The following is a 22,217-nucleotide window of genomic DNA, read 5'->3' on the forward strand; positions in this document are numbered from 1 at the left end:
TTCAGCTCGCAAGCTTGAGGTCGGGGCGGGCCGCCTTGCGGCGCATGTCGCCGACAAGGGCGTCGACGTCGAGGATCAGGGCCACGCGGCCGTCGCCCAGGATAGTGGCGGCGGCGACGCCTTCGACCTGCCGATAGTTGGTCTCCAGGCTCTTGATCACGACCTGGCGCTGGCCCTGGATGGCGTCGAACAGCAGGGCCGCCTGCTGGCCGCCCTCGGTCTCGACCACCACGGCGACGCCGCCGGTCGGGTCGATGGCGGTCTCGCTGAAACCCATCGTCAGGGCCACGTCGATCAGCGGCAGGAAGCGGTCGCGGAAGCGGATGACCGGATCGCCCCCCCCCACGCGATGCAGGTCGACGGCCTGGGGGGTCAGGCTCTCGACGATGGCCGGCAACGGCGCGATCAGCGTCTGTCCGGCGGCGGCGACCACCATGCCGTCCATCACCGCCAGGGTCAGCGGCAGGCTGAGGGTGAAGGTCGATCCCTCGCCCGGAACCGAGCCGATGGCGATGCGGCCCCCCAGGGCCTGGATCGAGCGTTTGACCACGTCCATGCCGACGCCCCGGCCCGAGATGTCGGACACCGCAGCGGCGGTGGAGAAACCCGGCAGGAAGATCAGATTATCGATCTGCTCGTCGGCCAGCACGGCGTCGGCCGCGATCAGACCCTTGTCCACGGCGATCTTTCGTACGCGCTCGCGATCGATGCCCCGGCCGTCGTCGGCGATCTCGATGACGATGCGGCCCGAACGGTGCAGGGCGGCCAGGCGCACGGTCCCCTCGGCCGGCTTGCCGGCGGCGATCCGTTCATCGGGCGTCTCCAACCCGTGGTCGATGGCGTTGCGCAGCATATGGGTGATGGGTTCGGCCAGGCGTTCGACCACCGTCTTGTCGACCTCGGTGTCCTCGCCCGCCGTGACCAGACGGACCTGTTTGGCGGTCATGTCGGCGACCTCGCGCACAAGGCGCGGCATCCGCTGGAACACCGACTTCACCGGCTGGGCGCGGATGGCCATGACGCTGTCCTGGATCTCGCGCGTCAGAAGCTCCAGATCCTCCAGGCCCAGGGCGATGCCGGAGGATCGGGCCAGGCCGCTTTCCAGCACGCGCTGGGACAGCATGGCCTGCTGGATCACCAGTTCGCCCACGACATTGATCAGACGATCCACCCGGTCCAGATCGACGCGGATCGTCACCGGCGCGGCGACGGGGGGCGCCGCGACGGGGCGCGCAGCGACGGCGGGCGGGGCGACGGGGGGCGGGGCGGGAGACGCGGCGACGGGCGCGGGCGTCTGGAGGGGCGGCGTCTGGAACGGCGGGGCGGCGGACGTTTCGGGCGTGGCGGCGACTTCGGCGACGGCGCTGGAGGCGCGGGCCAGCAGGGCGGCGATGTCCAGTTCGTCTTCGGCGGCGGAAACCTCGGCGAGGGCCAGGGCGGGTTCCGACGCGCCGCCCAGCGGGCTGATCGTCAGTTCGCAGTCGCTTTCGACGAAATCGAACACCTCGCGCACGGCGGCCTCCTCCACCGGGGCCGCCAGGTCGACGGTCCAGGTCAGACAGCCTTCCTCGACCGCCAGGGCGTCCAGGGTCGGCACGGCGCTGTCGTCCAGCACGACCTCGAGCGGACCCAGCCGTCCCAGTTCGCGCAGCAGAAGGCCGGTCTCGTTGGCGTTGGCGTACATCCGTCCCGTCGGCCTGAACACGACGCGCCAGCCGGTCGGCGCGGCGTCCACAGGTGCGGGCGCGACGGCCCCGTCCAGCGCCATGTCGAAGGCCATGGGGGTGAAGCCGAAATCGTCGTCCTCGTCCTCCATGGCGGGCGGCGCCTCGCCGCCGTGCGTGAGGGCTTCCAGTTCGGCGACCAGGGCGGCCGAGCGCGCCTCGTCCACCGGCGGAATCAGGCCCTGGGCGGCCTGGATGTGGTCGGCCAGCAGGTCGGAGGCGCGCAGCAGGGTCTTGACCGTGACGACGTCGCAGGGTTTGCGGCCCGCGCGCAGTTCGTCCATCAAGGTCTCGAACACATGGGCGAACCGGACCAGGGCCTCCAGTCCGAACGCCCCCGCCCCGCCCTTGACCGAATGGACGGCGCGGAAGACGGCGTTGATCGTCTCCATGTCGGTCTGGCCCTGTTCCAGCAGCATCAGCTTGGCTTCCAGGTCCGCGAGCAGTTCGTCGCATTCCTGGAAGAAGGTGGCTTTGATGGATTCGAAGGCGTCCATGCGACGGGTCCGGCGGGCTTTGGCGGTCAGGCGGCGACGCGGCGAACGGCGTCGACCAGCTTTGCGGGGTCGAAGGGTTTGACGATCCAGCCGGTGGCCCCGGCGGCGCGCGCGCGCGCCTTCTTGTCCGCGTCGCCTTCGGTGGTCAGGACCAGGACAGGCGTGGCGCGATGGTTCGGATCGGCGCGCACGCCCTCGATCACGCCGAAGCCGTCCATGCGCGGCATGTTGATGTCGGTGATGACCACGTCGGCGCCGCGCGCGGCCAGGGTCTCCAGTCCCTCCACCCCGTCCACGGCCTGGATGACGGTAAAGCCCGCATCTTCCAGCGCCAGCAGGAGCATGTCGCGCATGGTGCGCGAATCGTCGATCGTCAGAACGGTCTTGGTCACGCCGCAGCCCCCTCGGTGATCCGCCCGGGCGCGCCGAAGGCCGCCCATTGTTCGCGCCAAGCCTGCGACACAGAACCTAACCTCAGGTTGACGCCATCGGCGTCCCAGGTGCGGGCGGCCGCCAGCAGGACCTGCAGGCACAGCCCCCCCAGGCGCTGGACGCCGGACGCATCCAGCATCAGGTCCCGGCCCCGGCGGGCCAGGAGTTCGGCCTTCAGCGGCGCGGCCGCCTTCAGGTCCAGTATGTCGGGCAGGATCAGGGTCTCGGCCATCAGAACTCCTCCCATCCGTCTTCGATGGGAGCGGGTTGCGGCTTCAGGGCGGCGCCGCCGCGACCCAGGGTCCTCAGGGCCGCGACCATGCGATGGGCCGGCCGGGGGGCCGATGCGGAGGCGGCAGGCGCACGTGCGGCGACATGGGCGGCGGCGGCGTGGGCGGCCGGCTGGCCCGCGCCGACGCGGAACCGGGCCACCGAGGCCTCGAGGCCTTCAGCCTCCTGGGCCAGGGAGTGGCTGGCGGCGGTCGACTGTTCGACCATCGCGGCGTTCTGCTGCGTCACCTGGTCCATCTGGTTCACCGCCGTATTGACCTGGGCCAGGCCCACGGCCTGTTCCTGGGCCGACGCGGCGATTTCGGCGACGAGGCTGTCGATCTCGGCCACCCGGTCCACGATCCGCCGAAGGGCCTCGCCGGTCTCGCCCACCAGTTTGACGCCAGCGCCGACCTGGCCGGTCGAGGCCGAGATCAGGGTCTTGATCTCCTTGGCCGCCTCGGCCGACCGCTGGGCCAGGGCGCGCACCTCGGAGGCGACCACGGCGAAGCCGCGGCCGGCGTCCCCGGCGCGGGCCGCCTCGACCCCCGCGTTCAGGGCCAGCAGATTGGTCTGGAAGGCGATCTCGTCGATGACGCCGATGATCTGGCCGATCTGGGACGAGGAGGTCTCGATGGCCGTCATGGCCGACACGGCGTCGCGAACCACAACGCCGCTCTTTTCGGCGTCGCCGCGCGCGGCCTGGACCACGTCGGAGGCCTGGCGCGCGCCCATGGCGGTCTTGTTCACCGTGGCGGTGATCTGATCCAGGGCGGCGGCGGTCTCTTCCAGGCTGGCGGCCTGCTGCTCTGTGCGCCGCGACAGGTCGTCGGCCGCCTGACTGATCTCGCCCGCGCCCGAGCGGATGCCCGCCACATTGGCCGCCACCACCGCCACCGCCTGCTGAAGCTGGGCGATCGCGGCGTTGAAGTCGGCCTTCAACTGCGCGGCCTTGGGTGCGAACTCCGCCTCGATCCGATGGGTCAGGTCGCCATTGGCCATGGCCGAAAGCCCTTGAGCCAAGGCCTGGATCGCCACGCGGTCCGCCTCGGCCTCGCGCGCCTTTTCCGCCTCGCTGGCGGCGCGCTCCTGCTCGCTCGACGAACGCTGGGCGGCGGCCTCCTGCTCGACCCGAAGCTTGTCGACGGCGGCGTCGCGGAAGGCGACGATGGCCTGGCCCATCTTGCCGAACTCGTCCTTGCGGTCGGCCCCGACGATCTGGATGGCCGTGTCGCCGGCCATCAGCCTCTGCATATGGCCGATCATGACGAAGATCGGGCGGACGATGGCTCGGGTGGTCACGAAGCCGACGGCGAGAGCCATCACAAGGGCGGCGGCCAGCCCGACGATGACGCCGATCAGGGCGGTGCGCGACGCGTTCTCCTGCGCCTCGCGCGCGGCTTGGAGGGCGACCGCGTTGGAGGCCTTGATCTCGTCCACGGCGGCTTCCAGCGCGCCCATGTGGGCGTCGGCGGCGCCCGCACGGCCGACCATCCCGACGGCTTCGGCGGCGCGTCCCGCGCGCATCAGTTCGGCGCTGCCCTGCGCGACGTCCCTGTACCAGACGGCGTTCGCCGCGATCGCCTTGTCGATCGGCGCGGCGCGGTCGGCGGGCAGATCGGCTTTCAGCGCCTGCATCGCTTCCAGGAATTTGGCGCGGTGTGCGTCGACCCGCTCGATATAATAGGGATCCTGCGACAGCAGATAGCCGCGCAGGGCGTTCTCCTGGCGGGCGATGTAGAATTCGGCCGTGGCGGTGTCGCGGTTGGCCTTGTTCTCGACGCTGCGCCGATCGCCGGCGGCCTCCAGCCGCATCACGCTGGACAGGACCACCACGCCCATCACGGCGATGGCCGCCAGCACCAGGCCGAAGGCCACGAACAGCTTTCGGCCGACCGGCATGTTCTCGATAAACTTCAACTCGAATCCCCCGATTGGCGCGTCATTCAGAGCGAATAGGCCACGGCCCGAAACGCCGGCGGGCCGCGGTCGCTGACGGCGGGATTATGCGTCCCAAGGATGAGGCGATGATTAATGCGATCGGCGAAGCCGACGGCCGCCGTCCGAAACGCGAAAAAGACACGGCGAGAAGAAGCGTCTCGGCGACGCTTGAGCCGACGGGGAATCGTCGCCACCTTAGCCCGGTCATGAGCGACCGCTCCCCAGGCCTGGCTCCCTCCCGCGTCACCGCGGTCCTGGGGCCCACCAACACCGGCAAGACCCATCTGGCGGTCGAGCGGATGCTGGGTCACGCCTCGGGCATGATCGGCCTGCCGCTGCGCCTGCTGGCCCGCGAGATCTACGAGCGGATCGTGCGCCAGCGTGGGGCCTCAGCGGTCGCACTGATCACCGGCGAGGAGAAGATCGTCCCGCCGCGCCCCCACTATTTCGTCTGCACCGTCGAGGCCATGCCGCTGGAGCGGTCGGTCGAGTTCCTGGCCGTCGACGAGATCCAGTTGGTCGCCGACCCCGAACGCGGCCACGTCTTCACCCAGCGGCTGCTGCACGCGCGCGGCCGGTTCGAGACCATGTTCCTGGGCGCCGGAACCATGGAGCCGCTGATCCGCCGCCTGGTCCCGGACGTGGAGATCGTGACGCGGGATCGGCTGTCCACCCTGTCCTACGCCGGGTCCAAGAAGCTGACGCGCCTGCCCCGCCGCAGCGCCATCGTCGCCTTCTCGACCGAGCGGGTCTACGCCATCGCCGAACTGATCCGGCGCCAGAGGGGCGGAGCGGCCGTGGTGATGGGCAGTCTGTCGCCGCGCACCCGCAACGCCCAGGTGGCCCTGTATCAGTCGGGCGAGGTGGACTTCCTGGTCGCCACCGACGCCATCGGCATGGGGCTGAACATGGATGTGGACCATGTCGCCTTCGCGGGCCTTCGCAAGTTCGACGGGCGGCGGACCCGCTGGCTGCACGCCCACGAGATCGGCCAGATCGCCGGGCGGGCCGGCCGCCACCTGCGCGACGGAACCTTCGGCGTCACGGCCGAGGCGGAGGATCTGGACCCCGATCTGGTCGAACAGGTGGTCGAACATCGTTTCGATCCGGTCGAGGCGGCGGAGTGGAGGAACGCCCGGCTGGACTTCGACACCCTGCCCGACCTGCTGCGGTCCTTGACGGTGACGCCCCAGCGTTCGGGGCTGAGCCTGACCGCCGAGGCGCTGGACGAGACCCTGCTGCGCCGCCTGATCAAGGACGAGGCGATCGCCCGGATCGGCCGGTCGCGCGGGGCGGTGATGCGGCTGTGGGAAGCCTGCCAGCTGCCCGACTTCCAGAAGACGACGCTGGACGAGCACGCGCGCCTGGCCAAGGACGTCTTCACCGCCCTGACCGGAAAGCGCGGACGGCTGGCCGACGACTGGATGGCGCCGCGCTTCGCCGAGGTCGATCGCGACGACGGCCAGATCGACCAGTTGTCGGCGCGGCTGTCGGCGGTGCGCACCTTGTCCTACATCGCCAACCGTCCCGACTGGGTCCACGACGCCAAGGGCTGGCGCGACAAGACCCGCGCGCTGGAGGACCGGCTGTCGGACGTGCTGCACGAACGTTTGACCGCGCGCTTCGTCGACCGCCGAACGACGGCCCTGATGCGCGCCCTGAACGTGCGCGAAGACGCCTTTGCCGGCGTGGCGGACGACGGCGAGGTCACGGTCGAGGGCCAGCTCGTAGGCCAGCTGGAGGGCGTGCGCTTCCAGATGGAGAAGGGATCGTCGGCGCTGGAGGACCGCACCCTGCGCCAGGCCGCCGTGCGCGCCGTGACGCCCGAGATCAACCTGCGGCTGGGGCGGCTGGCGGCCGAGGCGGACGACGCCTTTTCGGTCGCGCCGGACGGGGCGGTGCTGTGGCGCGGCGTGCTGACGGCGCAGATCATGGCCACGCCGCAGGGCGCCGATCCCTTCTCGCCGTCCGTCCGGCTGCTGGGCGAACTGGGCCCGACGCCGGCGCGCGAGCGGGCCAGGCGGCGCATCGAGGCCTGGCTGGCGACCGAGGCCGGCCGGGCGCTGCGCGATCTGCGTCGCCTGCGCCAGGCGGTGGAGACCGGCGCCCTGAAGGGCCTGCCGCGCGGGATCGCCTTCCGCCTGATCGAGGCCGGGGGCCTGATCGACCGGCGCGAGGTGGAGCGCGACCTGGCGGCGCTCAGCCAGGTCGAGCGGCGCACGCTGAAGACCTTCGCCATCCGCGTCGGCGTCCATTCGGTGTGGCTGCCGGGCCTGCAGAAGCCCCGCGCGCGGCATTTCGCCCAAGCCTTCGTCGCCGCCCCCCTGATCCCGGCCACGCCCGATCCGATCTCCGCGCCGGCCGAACCGCCCTCGGCGCGCCTGTTGGCGGCGCACGGCCTGCGCCAGGCCGGGCGCTGGCTGGTTTCCGTCGATGCGCTGGAGAAGATGGCCGCGCTGCGCGGGGCCAGTCACGGCCGGCTGTCCGAAGAGGCCCTGACCGATCTGGGCTGGAGCGCCGATCAGGCCAAACAGATCGTCGCCGCCCTGAAGACCGAGCGCGCCCGCCGGCCCGACGGGCCGGGCGCGGCGCCCCGTCCGGTGAAGGATTCGCCCTTCGCGGCCCTGGCCGTGCTGACGGCGCCGCCCGCCCGCCCCAAGCACCGCCGCTCCCGCCGAAAGGCGAAGGTTTGAGCGAGGACGCCTGCCGCATCGACATCTGGCTGTGGCGCGCGCGGTTCGTGAAGACGCGGGGACTGGCCGCCGATCTGGTCGAACGCGGCGCGGTGCGGTTGACGCATCATGGGCGCGAGACGCGGCTGGACAAGGCCAGCCGCTGCGTTCACGTCGGCGACCTGCTGACCTTCGCCCGGGACGGGCGCGTCACCAGCCTGCGCGTGGAAGCCTTGGGAGACAGGCGCGGACCCGCCGAGGAGGCCCGCGCCCTCTACGCCCTTACGTCTTGAGGGCGCGATCTGCGCGAAAGCGCGACAGCCCTACTTTTGGATCACGAACTCGCCTTCGATGTGCAGCTTCACCTCGTCGGACACGGCCGGCAGGGCGTAGTTGATGCCGAAGTCCGAACGCTTGATGGTGGCTTCACCGTCGAAGCCGGCCTTGTAGGCGCCCATGACCGTTCCGGCGGCGTTGAACTCGACCTCGATGGTGACGGGCTTGGTCACGCCCTTCAGCGTCAGGTCGCCAACCACGGTCGCCTCGTTGGGGTCGGACGGATCGACCGTGACCGAACGCGACACGAAGGTCGCCGTGGGGTGGTTGGCGGTGTCGAAAAAGTCGGCCGTCTGCAGGTGACGCTTCAGCGCCTCGTCGTTCGGCGCCACGTCGGTCAGCGGGATGGTGGCGGTCAGGGTCGAGGCCGACGGATTGGCCGGGTCCAGCTTCAGCTGGGCCTTCACGTTCACGAACTGGCCCGTATAGGTCGACAGGCCGAAGTGCTCGACCGACCAGGTGATCTTGCCGTGGCTGGATTCCAGTTCGTAGTCGCCGGCGGTGACTTCGGCCGGGTTCTTGGTCAGGGCGGCCTGGGCGACCACGGCCCCGCCGGCGGCGAGGCTGAGGGCCAGGGCGCCGGCCAGGGCGTATTTCATGAAGGGCGTGCGCATGGGATGTCCTTTGAAGGAAGATAGATATGCAATCAACACAGTTGCGATTAAGCCTGACGGTTGTCAAGTCTCGACATGGCGAGTTTGAGAACGTCTCTCGGCTTAAGCCCCGCTGTTGACAGTTGGTTGCGTGGCCGCCATGTCGCAGGCCTCCCGCCCACAGTTCGACGCCCGCTCTTCGCCCAATGACCTACATCGTCACCGACGCCTGCGTGAAATGTAAGTTCATGGACTGCGTCGAGGTGTGTCCGGTGGACTGCTTCTACGAAGGCGAGAACTTCCTGGTCATCGCGCCCGACGAATGCATCGATTGCGGCGTGTGCGAGCCGGAATGCCCGGTCGACGCCATCGTGCCCGACACCGAGGACGAGCCGGACGGCAAGTGGCTGCAGATCAACGCCGAATACGCCAAGGTCTGGCCCAACATCACCGTCAAGGGCACGCCCCCCGCCGATCGCGAACAGTACGAACGCGAGACCGGGAAATACGAGAAATACTTCAGCCCCAAACCGGGCAAGGGGTCCTGAACCCCGGCCGCGCGGCGGCCAAGCCTTGCCGCAAGTCCACGTCCGCCTTGTGGACGTTTTGAAATTCCGCAGATTTGTGATAGGTTCTGTTTCATTGGATCGGGCGGTCCGCGAAACCTTCGCGCCGCCCGTGTTTGCGACAGAATCCCGCCCATGGACGGGATCGGCCAGAGGTTTGGTGATCCGTTTCCGCATTTGACGCCCAGCATTGTCCGACCGACGGAGCGATCCGGCGGGCGAGACCCTGTTGGCGTTCGACGCGCCTTCGCTTCGCCCGTCCCTGACCGGGAAAGGACGAATATGACGAGCAAGACTGGTCTGGAGTTCAAGGTTGGCGACGCGGTCGTCTATCCCGCGCACGGCGTCGGCAAGGTGGCGGCGATCGAGACGCAGGAAGTCGCCGGCATGTCGCTGGAAGTCTATGTCGTGACCTTCGACCACGAGAAGATGACCCTGCGCGTCCCGACCAAGAAGGCCGTGACGGCGGGCCTGCGCTCGCTGGCCGCCGACGATGTCGTGACCAAGGCCCTGACCACGCTGAAGGGCCGCGCCCGCATCAAGCGCACCATGTGGTCGCGCCGCGCCCAGGAATACGAGGCCAAGATCAACTCGGGCGACCTGATCTCCATCGCCGAGGTGGTTCGCGACCTGCACCGCGCCGACACTCAGCCGGAACAGTCCTATTCGGAGCGCCAGCTCTATGAATCGGCCCTGGACCGCATGGCGCGCGAAGTCGCCGCCGCCAACAAGATCGACAAGGACGCCGCCGTCGAACTGCTGGCCAAGTCCCTCAGCGCCAAGAAGCCGATCCCGACCGCCGAAGCGGCCTGAGGTCGAGGCGAACCGACGAAAGGCCCCGGAGCGATCCGGGGCCTTTTCGTTTGACCGACATCAAGGCGCGACCGGCGCCGTTCTGGCTCCCTGCCTACCGAAGGAGCCGATCATGACCGACGCCGCCGAAGCCCAGGACCAGCCGCTGGGGTTTCATCACATCCGTCTGGAACTGGCGCGCGAGCCCGGCCATCCCCAAGGCGACGCCGAGATCGGCTACGACATTCTGGCGCCGCTGGACGACGAACGCCGGCTGAACGCCGCCATCTGGCGCGCGGCGCCCGAGCGGTGCCGCGTCAGGCGCTTTTTCCACGGGGCGACCATGACCTTCGGGCGGCTGCGCCACGCCGCTCCCGACCGCTGGTTCCTGGATTTCGAGCCGGGGCAGGCCGACGATGTTCGCGGCTTCCGGCTGGCGGACGAACGGTTCCGGGTCGGCGAATATGTCAGCCTGACCCAGGGCGCCGACACCCAGACCTATGTCGTCGCCCGGGCCGAACCCGTCTGATCCTCTCGGGCCTCAGAAATACTGGGCGTTCGCCGGACACTGGGCGCTGAGACGGCGCGCAGTGATGCTGGCGGGAATATAGGGGGTGCCGCGCACCAGCTGGGCGCCGCCGCGGAAGCTGAAGCTGGTGTCGGTATAGGTTCCGTTCAGGCGCACGGCGATGCGGCGGCCCTTGCGGTCCTGGCAGGTCCCCTCGAACCGGGCGTTGCCGTTCCCGACCACGCGCGTCGGATAGGTGCAGCGCCACCTGTTGGTCGACAGGCCGCCGAAGAAGCGATTGATCTCGCTGGGACGCACGCACCGCTGTTCGGTGTCGCGCTGGCCCAGGGCGCTGGTGGTGTATTCCCAATAGCCGGGCAGGACTTCTGACTGGGCGGGGGTCTGGGCGGGCGCCAGGGCCGGGGCGGCCAACATGACGCCGCCGGCCATCACCGGGGCCAGGACGGCGAGCGCCCTCTTGGGCAGGCGGTCGATCAGCGACGGACGGGACATGGCGGCCTTCTGTTCAGCGGAGGTGTTCATGATATGGGTCATAGCGAGGCGATTTGAACGAGGCCTGAACGGCGATGTTCCCCGGATGGCGCCCCATCGACGAAGGATCGGCCGTTCCGGTCCAGACTCGACTTGACGCCGAACCGCCTCTTCCCTTATACGGCCCCCTCTCGCGCGGGCTGGTTCCCGCGCGCAACTGTTTCATGCGTCTGCTCCCACGGTTGGGGGCGAACGCCGCACCTTAAGGATCTGACGATGTCGCGTCGTTGCGAACTCACCGGTATCGGCCCGATGGTCGGCCATAACGTGAGCCACTCGAACATCAAGACCAAGCGCCGCTTCCTGCCGTCGCTGAAGACGGTCAAGGTCACTTCGGACGCCTTGGGCCAGACCTTCAGCCTGCGCATCTCGAACGCCGCCCTGCGCACCCTGGACTTCAAGGGCGGCCTGGACGCCTTCATCGTCAAGGCCCGCGACGAGCAGCTGTCGATCGCCGCCCAGCGCATCAAGCGCCAGGTTCGCGCCAAGCTGGCCGAGCAGGCCGCCGCCTAAGCCGCGACGCTATCTTATTCTGGAAAGGCCGGTGGAAACGCCGGCCTTTTTCTTTGCGCGCCGTCCCGGTCGCGCTAGCCGTGTCGCCAGACCGAAGGGGAAAGTCCGATGCGCATCAAGGCCCTGTTCGCCGCCGCCAGCCTCACGGCCCTGACCGCCCTGACGGCTTGCGCGACCGCGCCCCGGCCGCCGGCCCCGACGGCGCGCGAATCGACCGGCTTCACCCTGGCCACCGACCAGCCGCTCACGCCCGAACAGAGGGCGATGCGGTTCGACAAGGCCGATCTGACCATCAAGGTTCTGCCCGCCGATAAGGCCATCGACGCCGTCGCCGTCTTGGATTTCACCACCACGGCCCCGCTGGAGCGGCTGGCGGTCGAGTTGGATACGCTTCTGACCATCTCCTCGGTGCAGGTGGACGGGGTCGAGGTTCCCGCCGACCGCTGGTCCAACCCGGAGGGGCGGCTGACGGTCGCCCTGCCCCGCCCGCTGGCGGCCGGACAAAAGACCGCCCTGCGCATCGCCTACGCCGGCCAGCCGCGCGTGGCGCCCCGCGCCCCATGGGACGGCGGCTTCGTCTGGTCCACGGCGCCGACGGGCGAACCCTGGATCGCCACGGCCGTCCAGGGCGAAGGCTGCGACATCTTCTGGCCCTGCATCGACAGCCCGCACGGCGAGCCGGGCCGGGTCGACCTGCACATCACCGTGCCGTCCGACCTGTCGGCGCCGTCCAACGGCCGTTTCCTGGGCAAGGTCGATCACGGCGACGGCTGGACCACCTGGAACTGGTCGGCGAAATCGCCCAACACCTACGCTATCGCCCTGAACGTCGGTCCCTATGAAGAGGTCGCGGGCGAATATCGCAGCCGCTTCGGCAACACGATCCCGATGGCCTACTGGCATCTGAAGTCGGACGCGCCGGAACAGGTCCAGGCCCTGTTCGCCCAGTTCCCGAAAATGCTGGACTTCTTCGAGGCCACAGTCGGCCCCTATCCCTTCGGCGACGAGAAGATGGGGGTGGTGGAGACGCCGCACCTGGGCATGGAGCACCAGACCATCAACGCCTATGGCAACGGCTACAAGATCGACGGCCGGGGCTACGACTGGCTGTTGCAGCACGAGTTCGCCCACGAATGGTTCGGCAACCAGCTGACCAACCAGAACGCCGACGACATGTGGCTTCACGAAGGCTTGGGCAGCTACATGCAGCCGCTCTATGCGCGCTGGCTGCTGGGCGACCGCTACATGCAGCGCGAACTGGCCAATCAGCGCGAAGGGCTGATCAACAAATTTCCCGTCGTCTCGGGCGCGCCCAAGACCGAGGACGAGGTCTACAAGGGCGACGTCGGCCCCGGCAACGACATCTATTCCAAGGGCTCGCTGATCAGCCATTCCCTGCGCATGCTGATCGGGGACGCGGCGTTCCACGAGGCGCTGACGCGGCTGGTCTATGGGCGGCCCGATCCGAGGCCCGGCGCCTTCGCCCCGCTGTATCGTTCGACCGGCGACTTTCTGGAGATCGTCAACACCGTCACGGGCCAGGATTACGGCTGGTTCTTCCGCGGCTATCTCTACAACGCGGCCCTGCCGGTGCTGAACCAGACGCTGGAGGAGGGGGTGCTGCGGCTGGACTGGACGACCGGCGACGGGGCGGCCTTCCCCATGCCGGTGGAGGTCGAGATCGACGGCCGCGTCCAAACGGTGGCCATGACGGACGGCCGAGGGTCGATCCCGGTTCCGGCCGGCGCCCATGTCCTGATCGACCCGCAGAACAAGGTGCTGCGCCAGATGGACGTGATCGACGCCCTCCAAGCCTACAAGGCGGCCCGCGCAAAGGCTGGTTAGCCGCTCATCCCGGAAAGCGGGGCCTCGCGTTCTGGCGTTCAGCGCAGACAGCGAAGGGCCCGCGCCTCGCCTCGCACAGGAACTGGACCTCGCCTTCGCGAGGATGGCCGGAAGGCCGAGACCTAACCCTTTGACCTGCCCTTGAAGCCGTCCTTCTTGAAGCCGGGCTTGGCCTTGAACGGCTTCTTGGCGAAGGGTTTGTCGCCCGCCGGCTTGCCGCCGTCGGCTTTCGGCGCCCAGGGCTTCTTCTTGAACGGCGGGCGGGCGTCGCCCTCGCCGCCGTCGGCGCGCTTGTAGGGGGTCTTCTTGAACGGGCGGTCGCCGTCCTCGCGCGGCTTGCCGGCGAAGCGGCTGGCCTTCATCGAACCGGGCGTCGGCGCTTCCGACGGCGTGATCTTCACCTCGTCCTTGGAGGCGGCGACGGCTTCGCGGAAGGCCTTCTCGTGGGTCTTGGCGACCTCGAACCGGGTCTCTTCGGGGAAGGTGCGGATGGCGCCGATCTGGGGCTTGGAGATGCCGCCGATGCGGCAGATCAGCGGGATCAGCCATTTGGGGTCGGCGTTCTTGTTGCGGCCCACATCCAGACGGAACCAGACCACGTCGTCGGCGCCCAGGCGCTCGCCCGGCCAGGGCTGGGCGGCCGTACCGTCGTCGTTGCGTACGGTGCGCTCGCGCTTGGCGGGACCGCGATCCGAACCGGGATCGGACAGTTCTTCCGGCGCCGGCTGTTCCTTGCGCAGCAGACGCACCAGGGCGGCGGCGATCTCGTCGGGCGTGCGCTCGGCGATCATCCGCCTGGCCACGATCATGTCCTCGTCGGACACCTCGGCCTCGAAGTGCGAGGGCGACAGCAGCCGATCCTCGTCGGCCTTCCTGATCTCGTCGAAGGTCGGGGCGCCGGACCAGACGGCCTCGATCCCGGCCTCGTCCATCAGCCGCTCGGCCTTGCGGCGGCGCGAATGCGGGACCAGCATGACCGAGACGCCCTTCTTGCCCGCCCGCCCGGTGCGGCCCGAACGGTGCAGCAGGCCGGCGCGGTTCATCGGCAGTTCGGCGTGGATGACCAGGCCCAGGTCCGGCAGGTCCAGGCCGCGCGCGGCGACGTCGGTGGCCACGCAGACGCGGGCGCGGCCGTCCCGCAGCGACTGAAGCGCGTCGGTGCGCTCGCGCTGGCCCATCTCGCCCGACAGGCTGACGGTCGAGAAGCCGCGCTCCAGCAGCGACGACTGCAGGTGACGCACGCTGTCGCGCGTCGAGCAGAAGACCATGGCGCGCGGCGCCTCGAACCAGCGCAGGGTGTTGACCACCGCATGTTCGATCTCGTTCGGGGCGATGCGATAGGCGCGGTATTCGATGTCGGCGTGCTGGCGCGACTTGTCGGTCGCGTCTATCCGCACCGCGTCCTTCTGATAGCGTTTGGCCAGGGTGGCGATGTCGCGCGCGATGGTGGCCGAGAACAGCAGGGTGCGGCGGCTCTCCGGCGCCTGGTCCAGGATGTGTTCCAGGTCTTCGCGGAAGCCCATGTCCAGCATCTCGTCCGCCTCGTCGAGAACGGCGACCTTCAGTTCGGACAGGTCCAGGTTGCCCCGGTCGATATGGTCCTTCAGACGGCCCGGCGTGCCGACGACGATATGGACGCCGAAGCTCAGAGCGCGGGCCTCACGACGGGCGTCCATGCCGCCGACGCAGGTGGCGATCTTGGCGCCCGCGTCGGCGTACAGCCACTGCAGCTCGGCCGCGACCTGCATCGCCAGTTCGCGCGTGGGGGCGATCGCCAGGCAAAGCGGCGCGCCGCCGGGTCCGAAGATCGGCCTGTCGCCCAACAGGGTCGGCGCCGCCGCCAGACCGAAGGCCACCGTCTTGCCCGATCCGGTCTGGGCCGAGACCAGCAGGTCGCGCTCGGCGTGTTCGCCCTCCAGCACGGCGGCCTGGACCGGGGTCGGCTCGGCATAGCCCTTGTTGATCAGGGCGCGGTCGAGCGCGGGGTGGACGGCGGGAAAGGGCATGGGAAACCTGGGCAAACGGACAAGGGCGGTCGCCGAAACGACCGCGCCCGGCCGAGGTCAGACCTCAGGCCGGGCGAATGGCGACGCTCTATACACGGATAAAGGCTGAAGCGGGGCGGAAAACGCCGTTCACCCTGTTCCTTCAGGCGATGTTGACCCGAAAGCCGCAGTTTCGACGACGGAACATCCCGGTTTCCGCCCCGCCCGGAGCCTGACCATGCAAGTCCTGTCCATCGCCGCCGCCGGCATGATGAACGCCCAGGCCCGTTTCGAAGACAGCGCGCGCCGAACGGCCCAGGCGCCGCTCGACGCCCTGGCCGAGGAAACCGTCGAGCGGATCGAAGCCAAGACCGCCTTCACCGCCAACGCCGCCGTCGCCCGAACCGCCGACGACATGACCGGAACCCTGCTGGACATTCTGGCCTGATCGTCGACGTCTCGGGCGCCGGCCCGTTCGCCCTTACGTCTTGAAGGACAGGAAGCCGTCGTCCACGGCCACGGTCGATCCGTTGATGGCCGAGGCGGCGTCGGTGAACAGGAAGGCCACGACGCTGGCCACCTTTTCCGGCTGGATCAGCCTGTCATGCATGTGCTGGGCCGCCAGGGCGGCCTTGCCGGCCTGGTCGTCGCCAAGGATCGGCGTATCGATGAAGCCGGGCGCGACCCCCACGACGCGGATGCCGTGTTCCGCCAGTTCCAGGGCGCCCGATCGCGACATCGACACCACGGCCGCCTTGGCCGCATTGTAGTTGAAACTGCCCCTGGCCGCGACCGAGCCGTAGATCGAGGCCGTGTTCACGAAGGTCCCCTTCGCGCCCAGCTCCACCATCTTCTTCGCCCCATAATACAGGCCGTAATAGACGCTGTGCTGGTCCACCTCGATCACCTTCAGGTATGAAGCGGGGTCCATTTCCAGGAACGGTTTCACCAGGCCGATGCCGGCGTTGTTGAACATCCCGTTCAGGCCGCCCAGCTTTTCGACGGCGAAATCCACCAGCGCCTCGACCTCGTCGGCCTTGGACACGTCCACCTTGTAGCCGAACGCCCGCACGCCCAGCGCCTGGACCGCCTTGGCGACCTCTTCGGCGCCGTCCAGATTGAAGTCCGCGACGATCAGGTCTGCCCCCTGTCTGGCCAGGGCGAGACACGCCTCTCGGGCGATGCCGCTGGCGCCCCCGGTGACGATGATGACCTGGTTTTCGAGCGTCATGTCCAAACTCCGTTTTCGGTTCGCCTCAGGACTTGCATATGGGACGACGACGCGAAGACGGAACCCGCCGCGTCGAAAAGCCGAACACGTTCGGTCAGCCCGAGGCCTTCTCCGGCAAGTTGAAGAAACCCACGAAACGGTCGAACACGGCCCGGTCGCCGATAAGGGTCATCGCCCCCTCGGCCTCGAAGGCGGCGGGGGGGACCTTGCCGTACACACAGGCGGCGGCCAGCGGCGGCTGGGTCGTCAGGACCACATCGGCGGCGTCAGCCGCATCGCGGCGGGTCGTGATCATTCCATTCTCGATACGCACGACAAACGCTTCCTCGCCGAAGACGAAACCCAGGCTCATCGTCGCATCCCCGGCCAGGACCGGGTCGAACATGGTCTCGAACGACATCATCAGGGAGACCGCGCTGATCGGCAGGGTCGGGTCGTGCAGGGGCGAGCGCGCCGCCCAGCGCCCCAGCACCATGAACATCGGCTTGATCTCATAGCCCCAGTCGGTCAGCTCATAGACCTGGACCGAGGCGGGCGGGGCCAGCCTGCGTCGCCGCAGCACGCCCGAGGCCTCCAGACCCTCCAGCCTCTGGGTCAGCACGTTCGCGGAAATGCCGTGCAGGTCCTTCTTCAGGTCCCCGAACCGGCGCGGCCCCATCATCAGTTCGCGCACCACCAGCAGCGCCCAGCGTTCTCCGATCAGATCCAGCCCGTGGGCCGCCCCGCAGGCGTCGTGATAGCGTCGGCCCGCCTTCACGGTTATTTTTTCTAACTTCATGGTTGCCTATAATAATGTCGAGGCGCAGGCTGCGCAAATAACAAGAAGAGGAAACGCCGTGCCCCAGCTGATCTTCATCAACCTGCCGGTCGCCGACCTGGCCCGGTCCATCGCCTTCTACGAAGCGGTCGGCGCGACCCGGAACCCCGTCTTCAGCGACGAGACCGCCGCCTGCATGGTGATCTCCGACGTGATTCACGTCATGCTGCTGACCCACGACAAGTGGCGCACCTTCACCGACCGCCAGATCCCGGACGCCCAGGCCTCGGCCCAGGTCCTGCTGTGCCTGTCGCAAGACAGCCGACCGGCGGTGGATGCCGTGGTCGGCCGGGCCGAACGGGCCGGCGGCGCGCCCGACCCCACTCCGACCCAGGACCACGGCTTCATGTACGGCCGCAGCTACGCCGACCCGGACGGCCATATCTGGGAAGTCATGTGGATGGACCCCGCCGCCGTCGGCGGCGAACCGAAATGACCGACAGGATCGTCCCCTGCCTGTGGTTCGATGGCGACGCCGAGGCGGCCGTCGGCTTCTATGTCTCGCTTCTGCCCGACAGCCGGATCACGGCCGTCAACCGCTCGCCCGTCGACACGCCTTCGGGCCCGGCGGGATCGGTCTTGACCGTCCAGTTCGTGCTGGCGGGACGGGACTATCTGGCGCTGAACGGCGGCCCGGCCTTCAGCTTCGACGAGGCCGTCTCCTTCATGGTCATGACCGAGGACCAGGCCGAGACGGACCGGCTGTGGAACGCCCTGACCGCCGACGGCGGCCGCGAAAGCGCCTGCGGCTGGCTGAAGGACCGCTGGGGCCTGTCGTGGCAGATCACGCCGCGACGCCTGATGGACCTGATCACCGATCCCGATCCCGCGCGCGCCGGGGCCGCCATGACGGCCATGATGACCATGGGCAGGATCGACATCGCCGCGCTGGACCGCGCGGTCGCGGACCTTTGAAACCCCAAGACGGAGACGACCGATGACCTATGTGACCGGCTTCCTGACCCCGGTGAAGACGGCGGACAAGGACCGCTATATCCGTTCCGCCGAAAAGGCCTGGCCCCTGTTCCAGAAATACGGCGCCCTGTCGCATGTGGAGACCTGGGGCGTGGATGTGCCCGACGGCAAGCTGACCAGCTTTCCCCTGGCGGTGAAGCTGGAACCGGGCGAGGTCGTGGTCTTCTCCTGGCTGACCTGGCCCGACCGCGCCACCGCCGACGCCTGCTGGTCGAAGATGGAGAACGACCCCGGCTTCGCCGACATGGACATGCCGTTCGACGGCAAGCGGATGATGTGGGGCGGCTTCGACGTCGTGTTCGACCCATCCGCCAAGGGCTGACGCCCTGGGTTCGACGTTCGTGATGACAGGCGTCTCGGCTCGTCATTCCGGGGCTGAGCGGAGCGAAGAACCCGGAACCCAGGGCCTCAGTCGCGCCGTTGAAAGCCTCCAAGGCCTGACGCCCGCCTCCTGGGTTCCGGGTTCGTCCTTCGGACGCCCCGGAATGACGTTCATGGGCTGAACGTCGATTGAACCTAGCGACAGAACCGCCTGTCCGTCGCCTCCAGATGCAGGTGGTCGTGGTGCACGGCGTTGTAATCGGGGCTCAGCGTCTTGCCGAAGATGCGGCAGGCGTCGTCGCGGATTCGCCTCAGGAGCCTGGGAACGGGCGCTGATGCGGTTCGATCCGACGCCGTCGTTTACGTTGCGGCAGGCGTAGCCGCCCATGTGGTCGATCTGCACCACGTCGGAGCCCAGAATCTCACGCGCCGTCGGCGCGCCTCAGCGCCGCGCCGCCTTCAATGCCGAGAGCAGGGTCTTGCGGCGTTCCGCATGGGCCCGTTCCAGCGCGGCCTGCTCGTCCTGCAGGGCCTTCAGCCGGTCGGCGAGGGCCGCCTCCGCCTCGCCATGCTCGGCGTCCAGGGTCTCCAGTTCGGCCTCCAGCCGCGCGATCTTTTCACGCCGCGCCTTGGACGGACCGGCGGCCTTCTTCGGCCCGGCCGCCTTGCCGATCTCGCCGACATCGATGATCAGGCCGCGCTCGATCACCTCGCCCGGCGCCGCCAGGGCCGCTTCATAGTCGGGACCGCCGTCAAGTTCACTGGCCAGGCCGGTGGCGAACAGATCCTGGCGGGAGCCCCAGGCTTGGAGCGCCTTCGGTCGGGAGCTGGCGGCCACCGTGAAGGCGTGGAACCCGTCCGACCAGGTGAAGACCTTCAACCGTTTCGCCACGCGCCGCTCCTTCCAGCGACCGACTCTGGCCGCGCCTCAGCGGCAGAAACGCGTGTCGGTGGCCTCCAGATGCAGGTGGTCGTGGTGGACGGCGTTGTAATCGGGGCTCAGCGTCGTGCCGAAGATGCGGCAGGCGTCGTCGCGGATGCGCCTCAGGAACCGCGCCTCGGGCGTGTCGCCCGACCAGTCGCGCGTCACCGTGATGCGCCGCCCGTCGCGCAGCCGCACGCCGGCGAAGTCCAGGGCCGCCGCCTGGGAATGGGCGCTGATGCGGTTCGATCCGACGCCGTTGTTCACATTGCGGCAGGCGTAGGCCCCCATGTGATCGATCTGCACCACGTCGGAGCCCAGGATCTCGCGCGCCGCCGGCTCCAGCGACTGGCGCCGCCAGATGCTCAGCGCCAGGGCCGTCTGGCAGGTCATCTCCACGTCGCCCGGCGCCATGCGCGCCACCGTTCCCAGGTCCGCGCCCAGCACGCCGCCCTGGCTCAGGCCGCAGGTCGCGGTGTTCCGGCGATCCGGCACGGGGCTGAACCGCACCCGCGCGGCGTTCAGTTCGGCCAGGCAGCGGCCCAGGTCGCGCGCCTCGCGCACCACCAGCGCCTGGGTGCCGCCGTCGATGGGGCGATCCACCAGCCCGCCCACCAGCGGCGCCTCGGGGCGCGACGGATAGGGCGAAGGCCGTAAGGGCTCGGGCGGTCGCCGCACGCAGCCGCTCAGGATCAGGACGGCGACCAGGGCGACCGAGGCGACCGCACGGCCGAATCCACGCGGAGACAGGGGCGATGACATTTCGCCATCCTAGAGCCTGATCCGTTGAGATGGAATCGCTACGCGATTTCATCGATGCGGTGAATCAGGCTCGAGGTTTAATCGACATTCAGCCCATAAACGTCATTCCGGGGCGTCCGCAGGACGAACCCGGAACCCAGGAGGCGGGCATCCGGCCTTGGAGGCGTTAGACAGCGCGACTGCAGCCCTGGGTTCCGGGTTCTTCGCTCTGCTCAGCCCCGGAATGACGCGCCGAGACGCCTGTCTTTACGAATGTCGATTGACTAGTCGATTCCGGGGCCATCCGAAGGCGGTCGCTCGTCGATCGGCCCCGCATAGTCCAGGTCCATCGTCAGGGGGTGGCGCCAGCCGGGGACGGCGTCGAACTTCGGCGCGCGCCTCAGATGCTGGGCCACCATCATCCCCAGCGGCGTGATCGGTTCGGGCAACGGCCTCAACCGGCCCTCCGCGTCGAAATAGTTGGGCGCCCAGCCCCCGTCGACCGCATGGGCGAAGTCGGCCGCCGTCGCCTCCGGCCCCAGATGACGCGCCCGCCAGTGATAGAGAAAGGCGCCGTATCGCGCGGATTCGCCCATCGGCTGGTCCATCAGCATCGCATGCGCCAGTCTGGTCGCCTCCCCGATGATGTCGGCGTCGCGCTGGGCGATCAACTGGGCCAGATCGTCCTCGGAGAGCGCCTCGTCATCGGCCTGGGCGGCCTTGGCGGGTTCGGCGCGATCCGCCAGTCGCGCCAACGCCTCGGCCGAGCGCACCAGAACCTGGGCCTCCTCGCCGCGACCCTGGACCAGCAGTCCGCCGGCGCGCTGCATCGCCTCCTCCACCGCCTTGCGGGGATCGACCGGCGGCGCCGGGGCGGTGTCGGCCGGCGTCGGCCCCGGCGTCGGGCCCATCCGCGCCGGCTCCAGTTCGCGATCCAGGCGCGAGGCGACGTCCTTTCGGCTCCATCCCTCGCGTTGCGACTTCTTCCTCAGATTGGCCAGGCCCACGTCGAACCGACGCGCCACGGACGCGCCGCTTTCTCCGGCCTCATAGGCCGCGCGCACCCGTTTCCAGACCTCTGGGCCGCGATATTTTCTCAGACGATAATGTTCCATGGCGACATCCTGGTCTCCCGAGTCGCCAAAATCGGTCGCAGGCCGTCTCCGCAGTCGTCGGAATCCCACAGAATCCGTCGTCCAATTCTCTCCTGAGTCTCACGCCCTTCGGCCCTCGCTGGGCGCCCTGGTCGATCCGGCCCGCCGAACGAAAAAGGGGCGGCCCTTTCGGCGCCGCCCCTGATCGTCTTCAGCTGTCCAGGAAGGAGCGCAGCTTGCGCGACCGGCTGGGGTGTTTCAGCTTGCGCAGCGCCTTGGCCTCGATCTGGCGGATGCGTTCGCGGGTCACGCTGAACTGCTGGCCGACTTCTTCCAGCGTATGGTCGGTGTTCATGCCGATGCCGAAGCGCATCCGCAGCACCCGCTCCTCGCGCGGCGTCAGGGACGCCAGCACGCGGGTCGTGGTCTCGCGCAGATTCGACTGGATGGCGGCGTCGATGGGCAGGACGGCGTTCTTGTCCTCGATGAAATCGCCCAGGTGACTGTCCTCCTCGTCCCCGATCGGGGTTTCCAGGCTGATCGGCTCCTTGGCGATCTTCAGGACCTTGCGCACCTTTTCCAGCGGCATGGCCAGCTTTTCGGCCAGCTCTTCCGGGGTCGGCTCGCGGCCGATCTCGTGCAGCATCTGGCGGCTGGTGCGGACGATCTTGTTGATCGTCTCGATCATGTGCACCGGGATGCGGATGGTGCGCGCCTGGTCGGCGATGGAGCGGGTGATCGCCTGGCGGATCCACCAGGTGGCGTAGGTCGAGAACTTGTAGCCGCGGCGATACTCGAACTTGTCGACCGCCTTCATCAGGCCGATGTTGCCCTCCTGGATCAGGTCCAGGAACTGCAGGCCGCGGTTGGTGTATTTCTTGGCGATGGAG

At 68.7% G+C, this 22,217-nt stretch carries 24 protein-coding genes and 1 pseudogene; 11 read left to right on the forward strand and 14 right to left on the reverse strand.

The window, feature by feature from the left end; genetic code table 11:
* Nucleotide 1: 1 nt before the first annotated feature.
* From DI624_RS11160 to DI624_RS11175, 4 genes are read right to left on the reverse strand one after another with little or no spacing between them, the layout of a single operon-like run.
* Complete coding sequence (locus DI624_RS11160; protein WP_291538413.1) at nucleotides 2-2,221, reverse strand: chemotaxis protein CheA; 2,220 nt, start codon at nucleotides 2,219-2,221, stop codon at nucleotides 2-4.
* 26 nt (nucleotides 2,222-2,247) lie between these two features.
* On the reverse strand, nucleotides 2,248-2,613 hold the full coding sequence (locus DI624_RS11165) for a response regulator (RefSeq protein WP_291538416.1): 366 nt from the start codon (nucleotides 2,611-2,613) through the stop codon (nucleotides 2,248-2,250).
* Nucleotides 2,610-2,885, reverse strand: coding sequence for an STAS domain-containing protein (locus tag DI624_RS11170; protein ID WP_291538418.1), 276 nt, complete (start codon nucleotides 2,883-2,885; stop codon nucleotides 2,610-2,612). Before DI624_RS11170 ends, DI624_RS11165 begins: the two co-directional genes overlap by 4 nt.
* Entirely contained in the window at nucleotides 2,885-4,825 is a 1,941-nt protein-coding gene (locus DI624_RS11175; RefSeq protein WP_291538477.1) for a methyl-accepting chemotaxis protein, read from the reverse strand. Before DI624_RS11175 ends, DI624_RS11170 begins: the two co-directional genes overlap by 1 nt.
* 245 nt (nucleotides 4,826-5,070) lie before the next feature.
* Here DI624_RS11175 and DI624_RS11180 point away from each other — a divergent pair, with 245 nt between their 5' ends.
* Complete coding sequence (locus tag DI624_RS11180) at nucleotides 5,071-7,557, forward strand: helicase-related protein (RefSeq protein ID WP_291538420.1); 2,487 nt, start codon at nucleotides 5,071-5,073, stop codon at nucleotides 7,555-7,557.
* Entirely contained in the window at nucleotides 7,554-7,829 is a 276-nt protein-coding gene (locus DI624_RS11185; protein WP_291538422.1) for a S4 domain-containing protein, read from the forward strand. Before DI624_RS11180 ends, DI624_RS11185 begins: the two co-directional genes overlap by 4 nt.
* A 30-nt stretch (nucleotides 7,830-7,859) precedes the next feature.
* Here DI624_RS11185 and DI624_RS11190 read toward each other — a convergent pair whose 3' ends face one another.
* Nucleotides 7,860-8,486: a YceI family protein gene (locus DI624_RS11190; protein ID WP_291538424.1), complete on the reverse strand. Its 627-nt coding sequence runs from the start codon at nucleotides 8,484-8,486 to the stop codon at nucleotides 7,860-7,862.
* A 185-nt stretch (nucleotides 8,487-8,671) separates the two neighbouring features.
* Here DI624_RS11190 and fdxA point away from each other — a divergent pair, with 185 nt between their 5' ends.
* The 3 genes from fdxA (at nucleotide 8,672) to DI624_RS11205 (ending at nucleotide 10,352) form a co-directional block, all read left to right on the forward strand.
* Nucleotides 8,672-9,013, forward strand: coding sequence for a ferredoxin FdxA (fdxA, locus tag DI624_RS11195; RefSeq protein ID WP_291538428.1), 342 nt, complete (start codon nucleotides 8,672-8,674; stop codon nucleotides 9,011-9,013).
* Between the two features lie 300 nt (nucleotides 9,014-9,313).
* The gene (locus DI624_RS11200; protein ID WP_055753908.1) at nucleotides 9,314-9,844 is read left to right on the forward strand and encodes a CarD family transcriptional regulator; all 531 of its coding nucleotides are present in this window, start codon (nucleotides 9,314-9,316) and stop codon (nucleotides 9,842-9,844) included.
* A gap of 112 nt (nucleotides 9,845-9,956) precedes the next feature.
* The gene (locus DI624_RS11205; protein WP_291538444.1) at nucleotides 9,957-10,352 is read left to right on the forward strand and encodes a hypothetical protein; all 396 of its coding nucleotides are present in this window, start codon (nucleotides 9,957-9,959) and stop codon (nucleotides 10,350-10,352) included.
* Between the two features lie 12 nt (nucleotides 10,353-10,364).
* Here DI624_RS11205 and DI624_RS11210 read toward each other — a convergent pair whose 3' ends face one another.
* Nucleotides 10,365-10,874 (reverse strand): DUF3617 family protein, encoded by a 510-nt coding sequence (locus DI624_RS11210; RefSeq protein WP_291538446.1) that lies wholly within the window; start codon nucleotides 10,872-10,874, stop codon nucleotides 10,365-10,367.
* A 225-nt stretch (nucleotides 10,875-11,099) separates the two neighbouring features.
* On the opposite strand from DI624_RS11210, the gene rpmB reads away from it, so the two are divergent.
* Together rpmB and DI624_RS11220 are read left to right on the forward strand one after the other, a co-directional pair.
* Entirely contained in the window at nucleotides 11,100-11,396 is a 297-nt protein-coding gene (rpmB, locus tag DI624_RS11215; RefSeq protein WP_291538448.1) for a 50S ribosomal protein L28, read from the forward strand.
* A 108-nt stretch (nucleotides 11,397-11,504) separates the two neighbouring features.
* A complete protein-coding gene (locus DI624_RS11220; protein ID WP_291538450.1) occupies nucleotides 11,505-13,241 on the forward strand; it encodes a M1 family metallopeptidase in 1,737 nt (578 codons plus the stop codon).
* Between the two features lie 122 nt (nucleotides 13,242-13,363).
* Here the strand turns inward: DI624_RS11220 and DI624_RS11225 are convergent, their stop codons facing one another.
* Nucleotides 13,364-15,247: a DEAD/DEAH box helicase gene (locus tag DI624_RS11225; RefSeq protein WP_291538452.1), complete on the reverse strand. Its 1,884-nt coding sequence runs from the start codon at nucleotides 15,245-15,247 to the stop codon at nucleotides 13,364-13,366.
* Nucleotides 15,248-15,464: 217 nt separating this feature from the next.
* Here DI624_RS11225 and DI624_RS11230 point away from each other — a divergent pair, with 217 nt between their 5' ends.
* Entirely contained in the window at nucleotides 15,465-15,674 is a 210-nt protein-coding gene (locus tag DI624_RS11230; protein WP_291538455.1) for a flagellar basal body rod C-terminal domain-containing protein, read from the forward strand.
* 33 nt (nucleotides 15,675-15,707) lie between these two features.
* Here the strand turns inward: DI624_RS11230 and DI624_RS11235 are convergent, their stop codons facing one another.
* On the reverse strand, nucleotides 15,708-16,457 hold the full coding sequence (locus tag DI624_RS11235; RefSeq protein ID WP_291538457.1) for an SDR family NAD(P)-dependent oxidoreductase: 750 nt from the start codon (nucleotides 16,455-16,457) through the stop codon (nucleotides 15,708-15,710).
* Nucleotides 16,458-16,551: 94 nt separating this feature from the next.
* A complete protein-coding gene (locus tag DI624_RS11240) occupies nucleotides 16,552-17,235 on the reverse strand; it encodes a helix-turn-helix domain-containing protein (RefSeq protein WP_291538459.1) in 684 nt (227 codons plus the stop codon).
* Nucleotides 17,236-17,293: 58 nt separating this feature from the next.
* Between DI624_RS11240 and DI624_RS11245 the strand changes: the two genes are divergently transcribed.
* Genes DI624_RS11245 through DI624_RS11255 form a run of 3 tightly spaced genes read left to right on the forward strand, consistent with a single transcriptional unit; the run spans nucleotide 17,294 to nucleotide 18,571 of the window.
* Nucleotides 17,294-17,710 carry a VOC family protein gene (locus DI624_RS11245; protein ID WP_291538462.1) on the forward strand — a complete coding sequence of 139 codons (417 nt, stop codon included), beginning with the start codon at nucleotides 17,294-17,296 and terminating at the stop codon, nucleotides 17,708-17,710.
* Nucleotides 17,707-18,189 carry a VOC family protein gene (locus tag DI624_RS11250; protein ID WP_291538464.1) on the forward strand — a complete coding sequence of 161 codons (483 nt, stop codon included), beginning with the start codon at nucleotides 17,707-17,709 and terminating at the stop codon, nucleotides 18,187-18,189. The genes DI624_RS11245 and DI624_RS11250 overlap by 4 nt, the downstream gene beginning before the upstream one ends.
* A gap of 22 nt (nucleotides 18,190-18,211) precedes the next feature.
* The gene (locus tag DI624_RS11255) at nucleotides 18,212-18,571 is read left to right on the forward strand and encodes a DUF1428 domain-containing protein (RefSeq protein ID WP_291538466.1); all 360 of its coding nucleotides are present in this window, start codon (nucleotides 18,212-18,214) and stop codon (nucleotides 18,569-18,571) included.
* Nucleotides 18,572-18,765: 194 nt separating this feature from the next.
* On the opposite strand, the pseudogene DI624_RS11260 reads toward DI624_RS11255, so the two are convergent.
* From DI624_RS11260 to rpoD, 5 genes and pseudogenes are all read right to left on the reverse strand, one after another.
* Nucleotides 18,766-18,958, reverse strand: a pseudogene (locus DI624_RS11260) (extensin family protein).
* A 54-nt stretch (nucleotides 18,959-19,012) separates the two neighbouring features.
* The gene (locus DI624_RS11265) at nucleotides 19,013-19,462 is read right to left on the reverse strand and encodes a hypothetical protein (protein ID WP_291538469.1); all 450 of its coding nucleotides are present in this window, start codon (nucleotides 19,460-19,462) and stop codon (nucleotides 19,013-19,015) included.
* Between the two features lie 36 nt (nucleotides 19,463-19,498).
* A complete protein-coding gene (locus tag DI624_RS11270) occupies nucleotides 19,499-20,254 on the reverse strand; it encodes an extensin family protein (protein ID WP_291538471.1) in 756 nt (251 codons plus the stop codon).
* A 263-nt stretch (nucleotides 20,255-20,517) separates the two neighbouring features.
* Nucleotides 20,518-21,348 carry a hypothetical protein gene (locus tag DI624_RS11275; protein WP_291538473.1) on the reverse strand — a complete coding sequence of 277 codons (831 nt, stop codon included), beginning with the start codon at nucleotides 21,346-21,348 and terminating at the stop codon, nucleotides 20,518-20,520.
* A 190-nt stretch (nucleotides 21,349-21,538) separates the two neighbouring features.
* Nucleotides 21,539-22,217 (reverse strand): RNA polymerase sigma factor RpoD (gene rpoD / locus DI624_RS11280; RefSeq protein ID WP_291538475.1); only part of this gene is annotated, 679 nt, incomplete at its 5' end.

The sequence above is a fragment of the Brevundimonas sp. genome (assembly GCF_003248455.1).
GTDB lineage: Bacteria > Pseudomonadota > Alphaproteobacteria > Caulobacterales > Caulobacteraceae > Brevundimonas.

What these genes read in the sequence shown, in the direction of transcription:
- DI624_RS11270 (WP_291538471.1), bottom strand. Translation starts at nt 20,254, where the DNA reads ATGTCATCGCCCCTGTCTCCGCGTGGATTCGGCCGTGCGGTCGCCTCG.
- DI624_RS11170 (WP_291538418.1), bottom strand. Translation starts at nt 2,885, where the DNA reads ATGGCCGAGACCCTGATCCTGCCCGACATACTGGACCTGAAGGCGGCC.
- DI624_RS11190 (WP_291538424.1), bottom strand. Translation starts at nt 8,486, where the DNA reads ATGCGCACGCCCTTCATGAAATACGCCCTGGCCGGCGCCCTGGCCCTC.
- DI624_RS11235 (WP_291538457.1), bottom strand. Translation starts at nt 16,457, where the DNA reads ATGACGCTCGAAAACCAGGTCATCATCGTCACCGGGGGCGCCAGCGGC.
- DI624_RS11230 (WP_291538455.1), top strand. Translation starts at nt 15,465, where the DNA reads ATGCAAGTCCTGTCCATCGCCGCCGCCGGCATGATGAACGCCCAGGCC.
- fdxA (WP_291538428.1), top strand. Translation starts at nt 8,672, where the DNA reads ATGACCTACATCGTCACCGACGCCTGCGTGAAATGTAAGTTCATGGAC.
- rpmB (WP_291538448.1), top strand. Translation starts at nt 11,100, where the DNA reads ATGTCGCGTCGTTGCGAACTCACCGGTATCGGCCCGATGGTCGGCCAT.
- DI624_RS11250 (WP_291538464.1), top strand. Translation starts at nt 17,707, where the DNA reads ATGACCGACAGGATCGTCCCCTGCCTGTGGTTCGATGGCGACGCCGAG.
- DI624_RS11160 (WP_291538413.1), bottom strand. Translation starts at nt 2,221, where the DNA reads ATGGACGCCTTCGAATCCATCAAAGCCACCTTCTTCCAGGAATGCGAC.
- DI624_RS11275 (WP_291538473.1), bottom strand. Translation starts at nt 21,348, where the DNA reads ATGGAACATTATCGTCTGAGAAAATATCGCGGCCCAGAGGTCTGGAAA.
- DI624_RS11225 (WP_291538452.1), bottom strand. Translation starts at nt 15,247, where the DNA reads ATGCCCTTTCCCGCCGTCCACCCCGCGCTCGACCGCGCCCTGATCAAC.
- DI624_RS11255 (WP_291538466.1), top strand. Translation starts at nt 18,212, where the DNA reads ATGACCTATGTGACCGGCTTCCTGACCCCGGTGAAGACGGCGGACAAG.
- DI624_RS11220 (WP_291538450.1), top strand. Translation starts at nt 11,505, where the DNA reads ATGCGCATCAAGGCCCTGTTCGCCGCCGCCAGCCTCACGGCCCTGACC.
- DI624_RS11205 (WP_291538444.1), top strand. Translation starts at nt 9,957, where the DNA reads ATGACCGACGCCGCCGAAGCCCAGGACCAGCCGCTGGGGTTTCATCAC.
- DI624_RS11175 (WP_291538477.1), bottom strand. Translation starts at nt 4,825, where the DNA reads ATGCCGGTCGGCCGAAAGCTGTTCGTGGCCTTCGGCCTGGTGCTGGCG.
- DI624_RS11180 (WP_291538420.1), top strand. Translation starts at nt 5,071, where the DNA reads ATGAGCGACCGCTCCCCAGGCCTGGCTCCCTCCCGCGTCACCGCGGTC.
- DI624_RS11240 (WP_291538459.1), bottom strand. Translation starts at nt 17,235, where the DNA reads ATGAAGTTAGAAAAAATAACCGTGAAGGCGGGCCGACGCTATCACGAC.
- DI624_RS11210 (WP_291538446.1), bottom strand. Translation starts at nt 10,874, where the DNA reads ATGAACACCTCCGCTGAACAGAAGGCCGCCATGTCCCGTCCGTCGCTG.
- DI624_RS11200 (WP_055753908.1), top strand. Translation starts at nt 9,314, where the DNA reads ATGACGAGCAAGACTGGTCTGGAGTTCAAGGTTGGCGACGCGGTCGTC.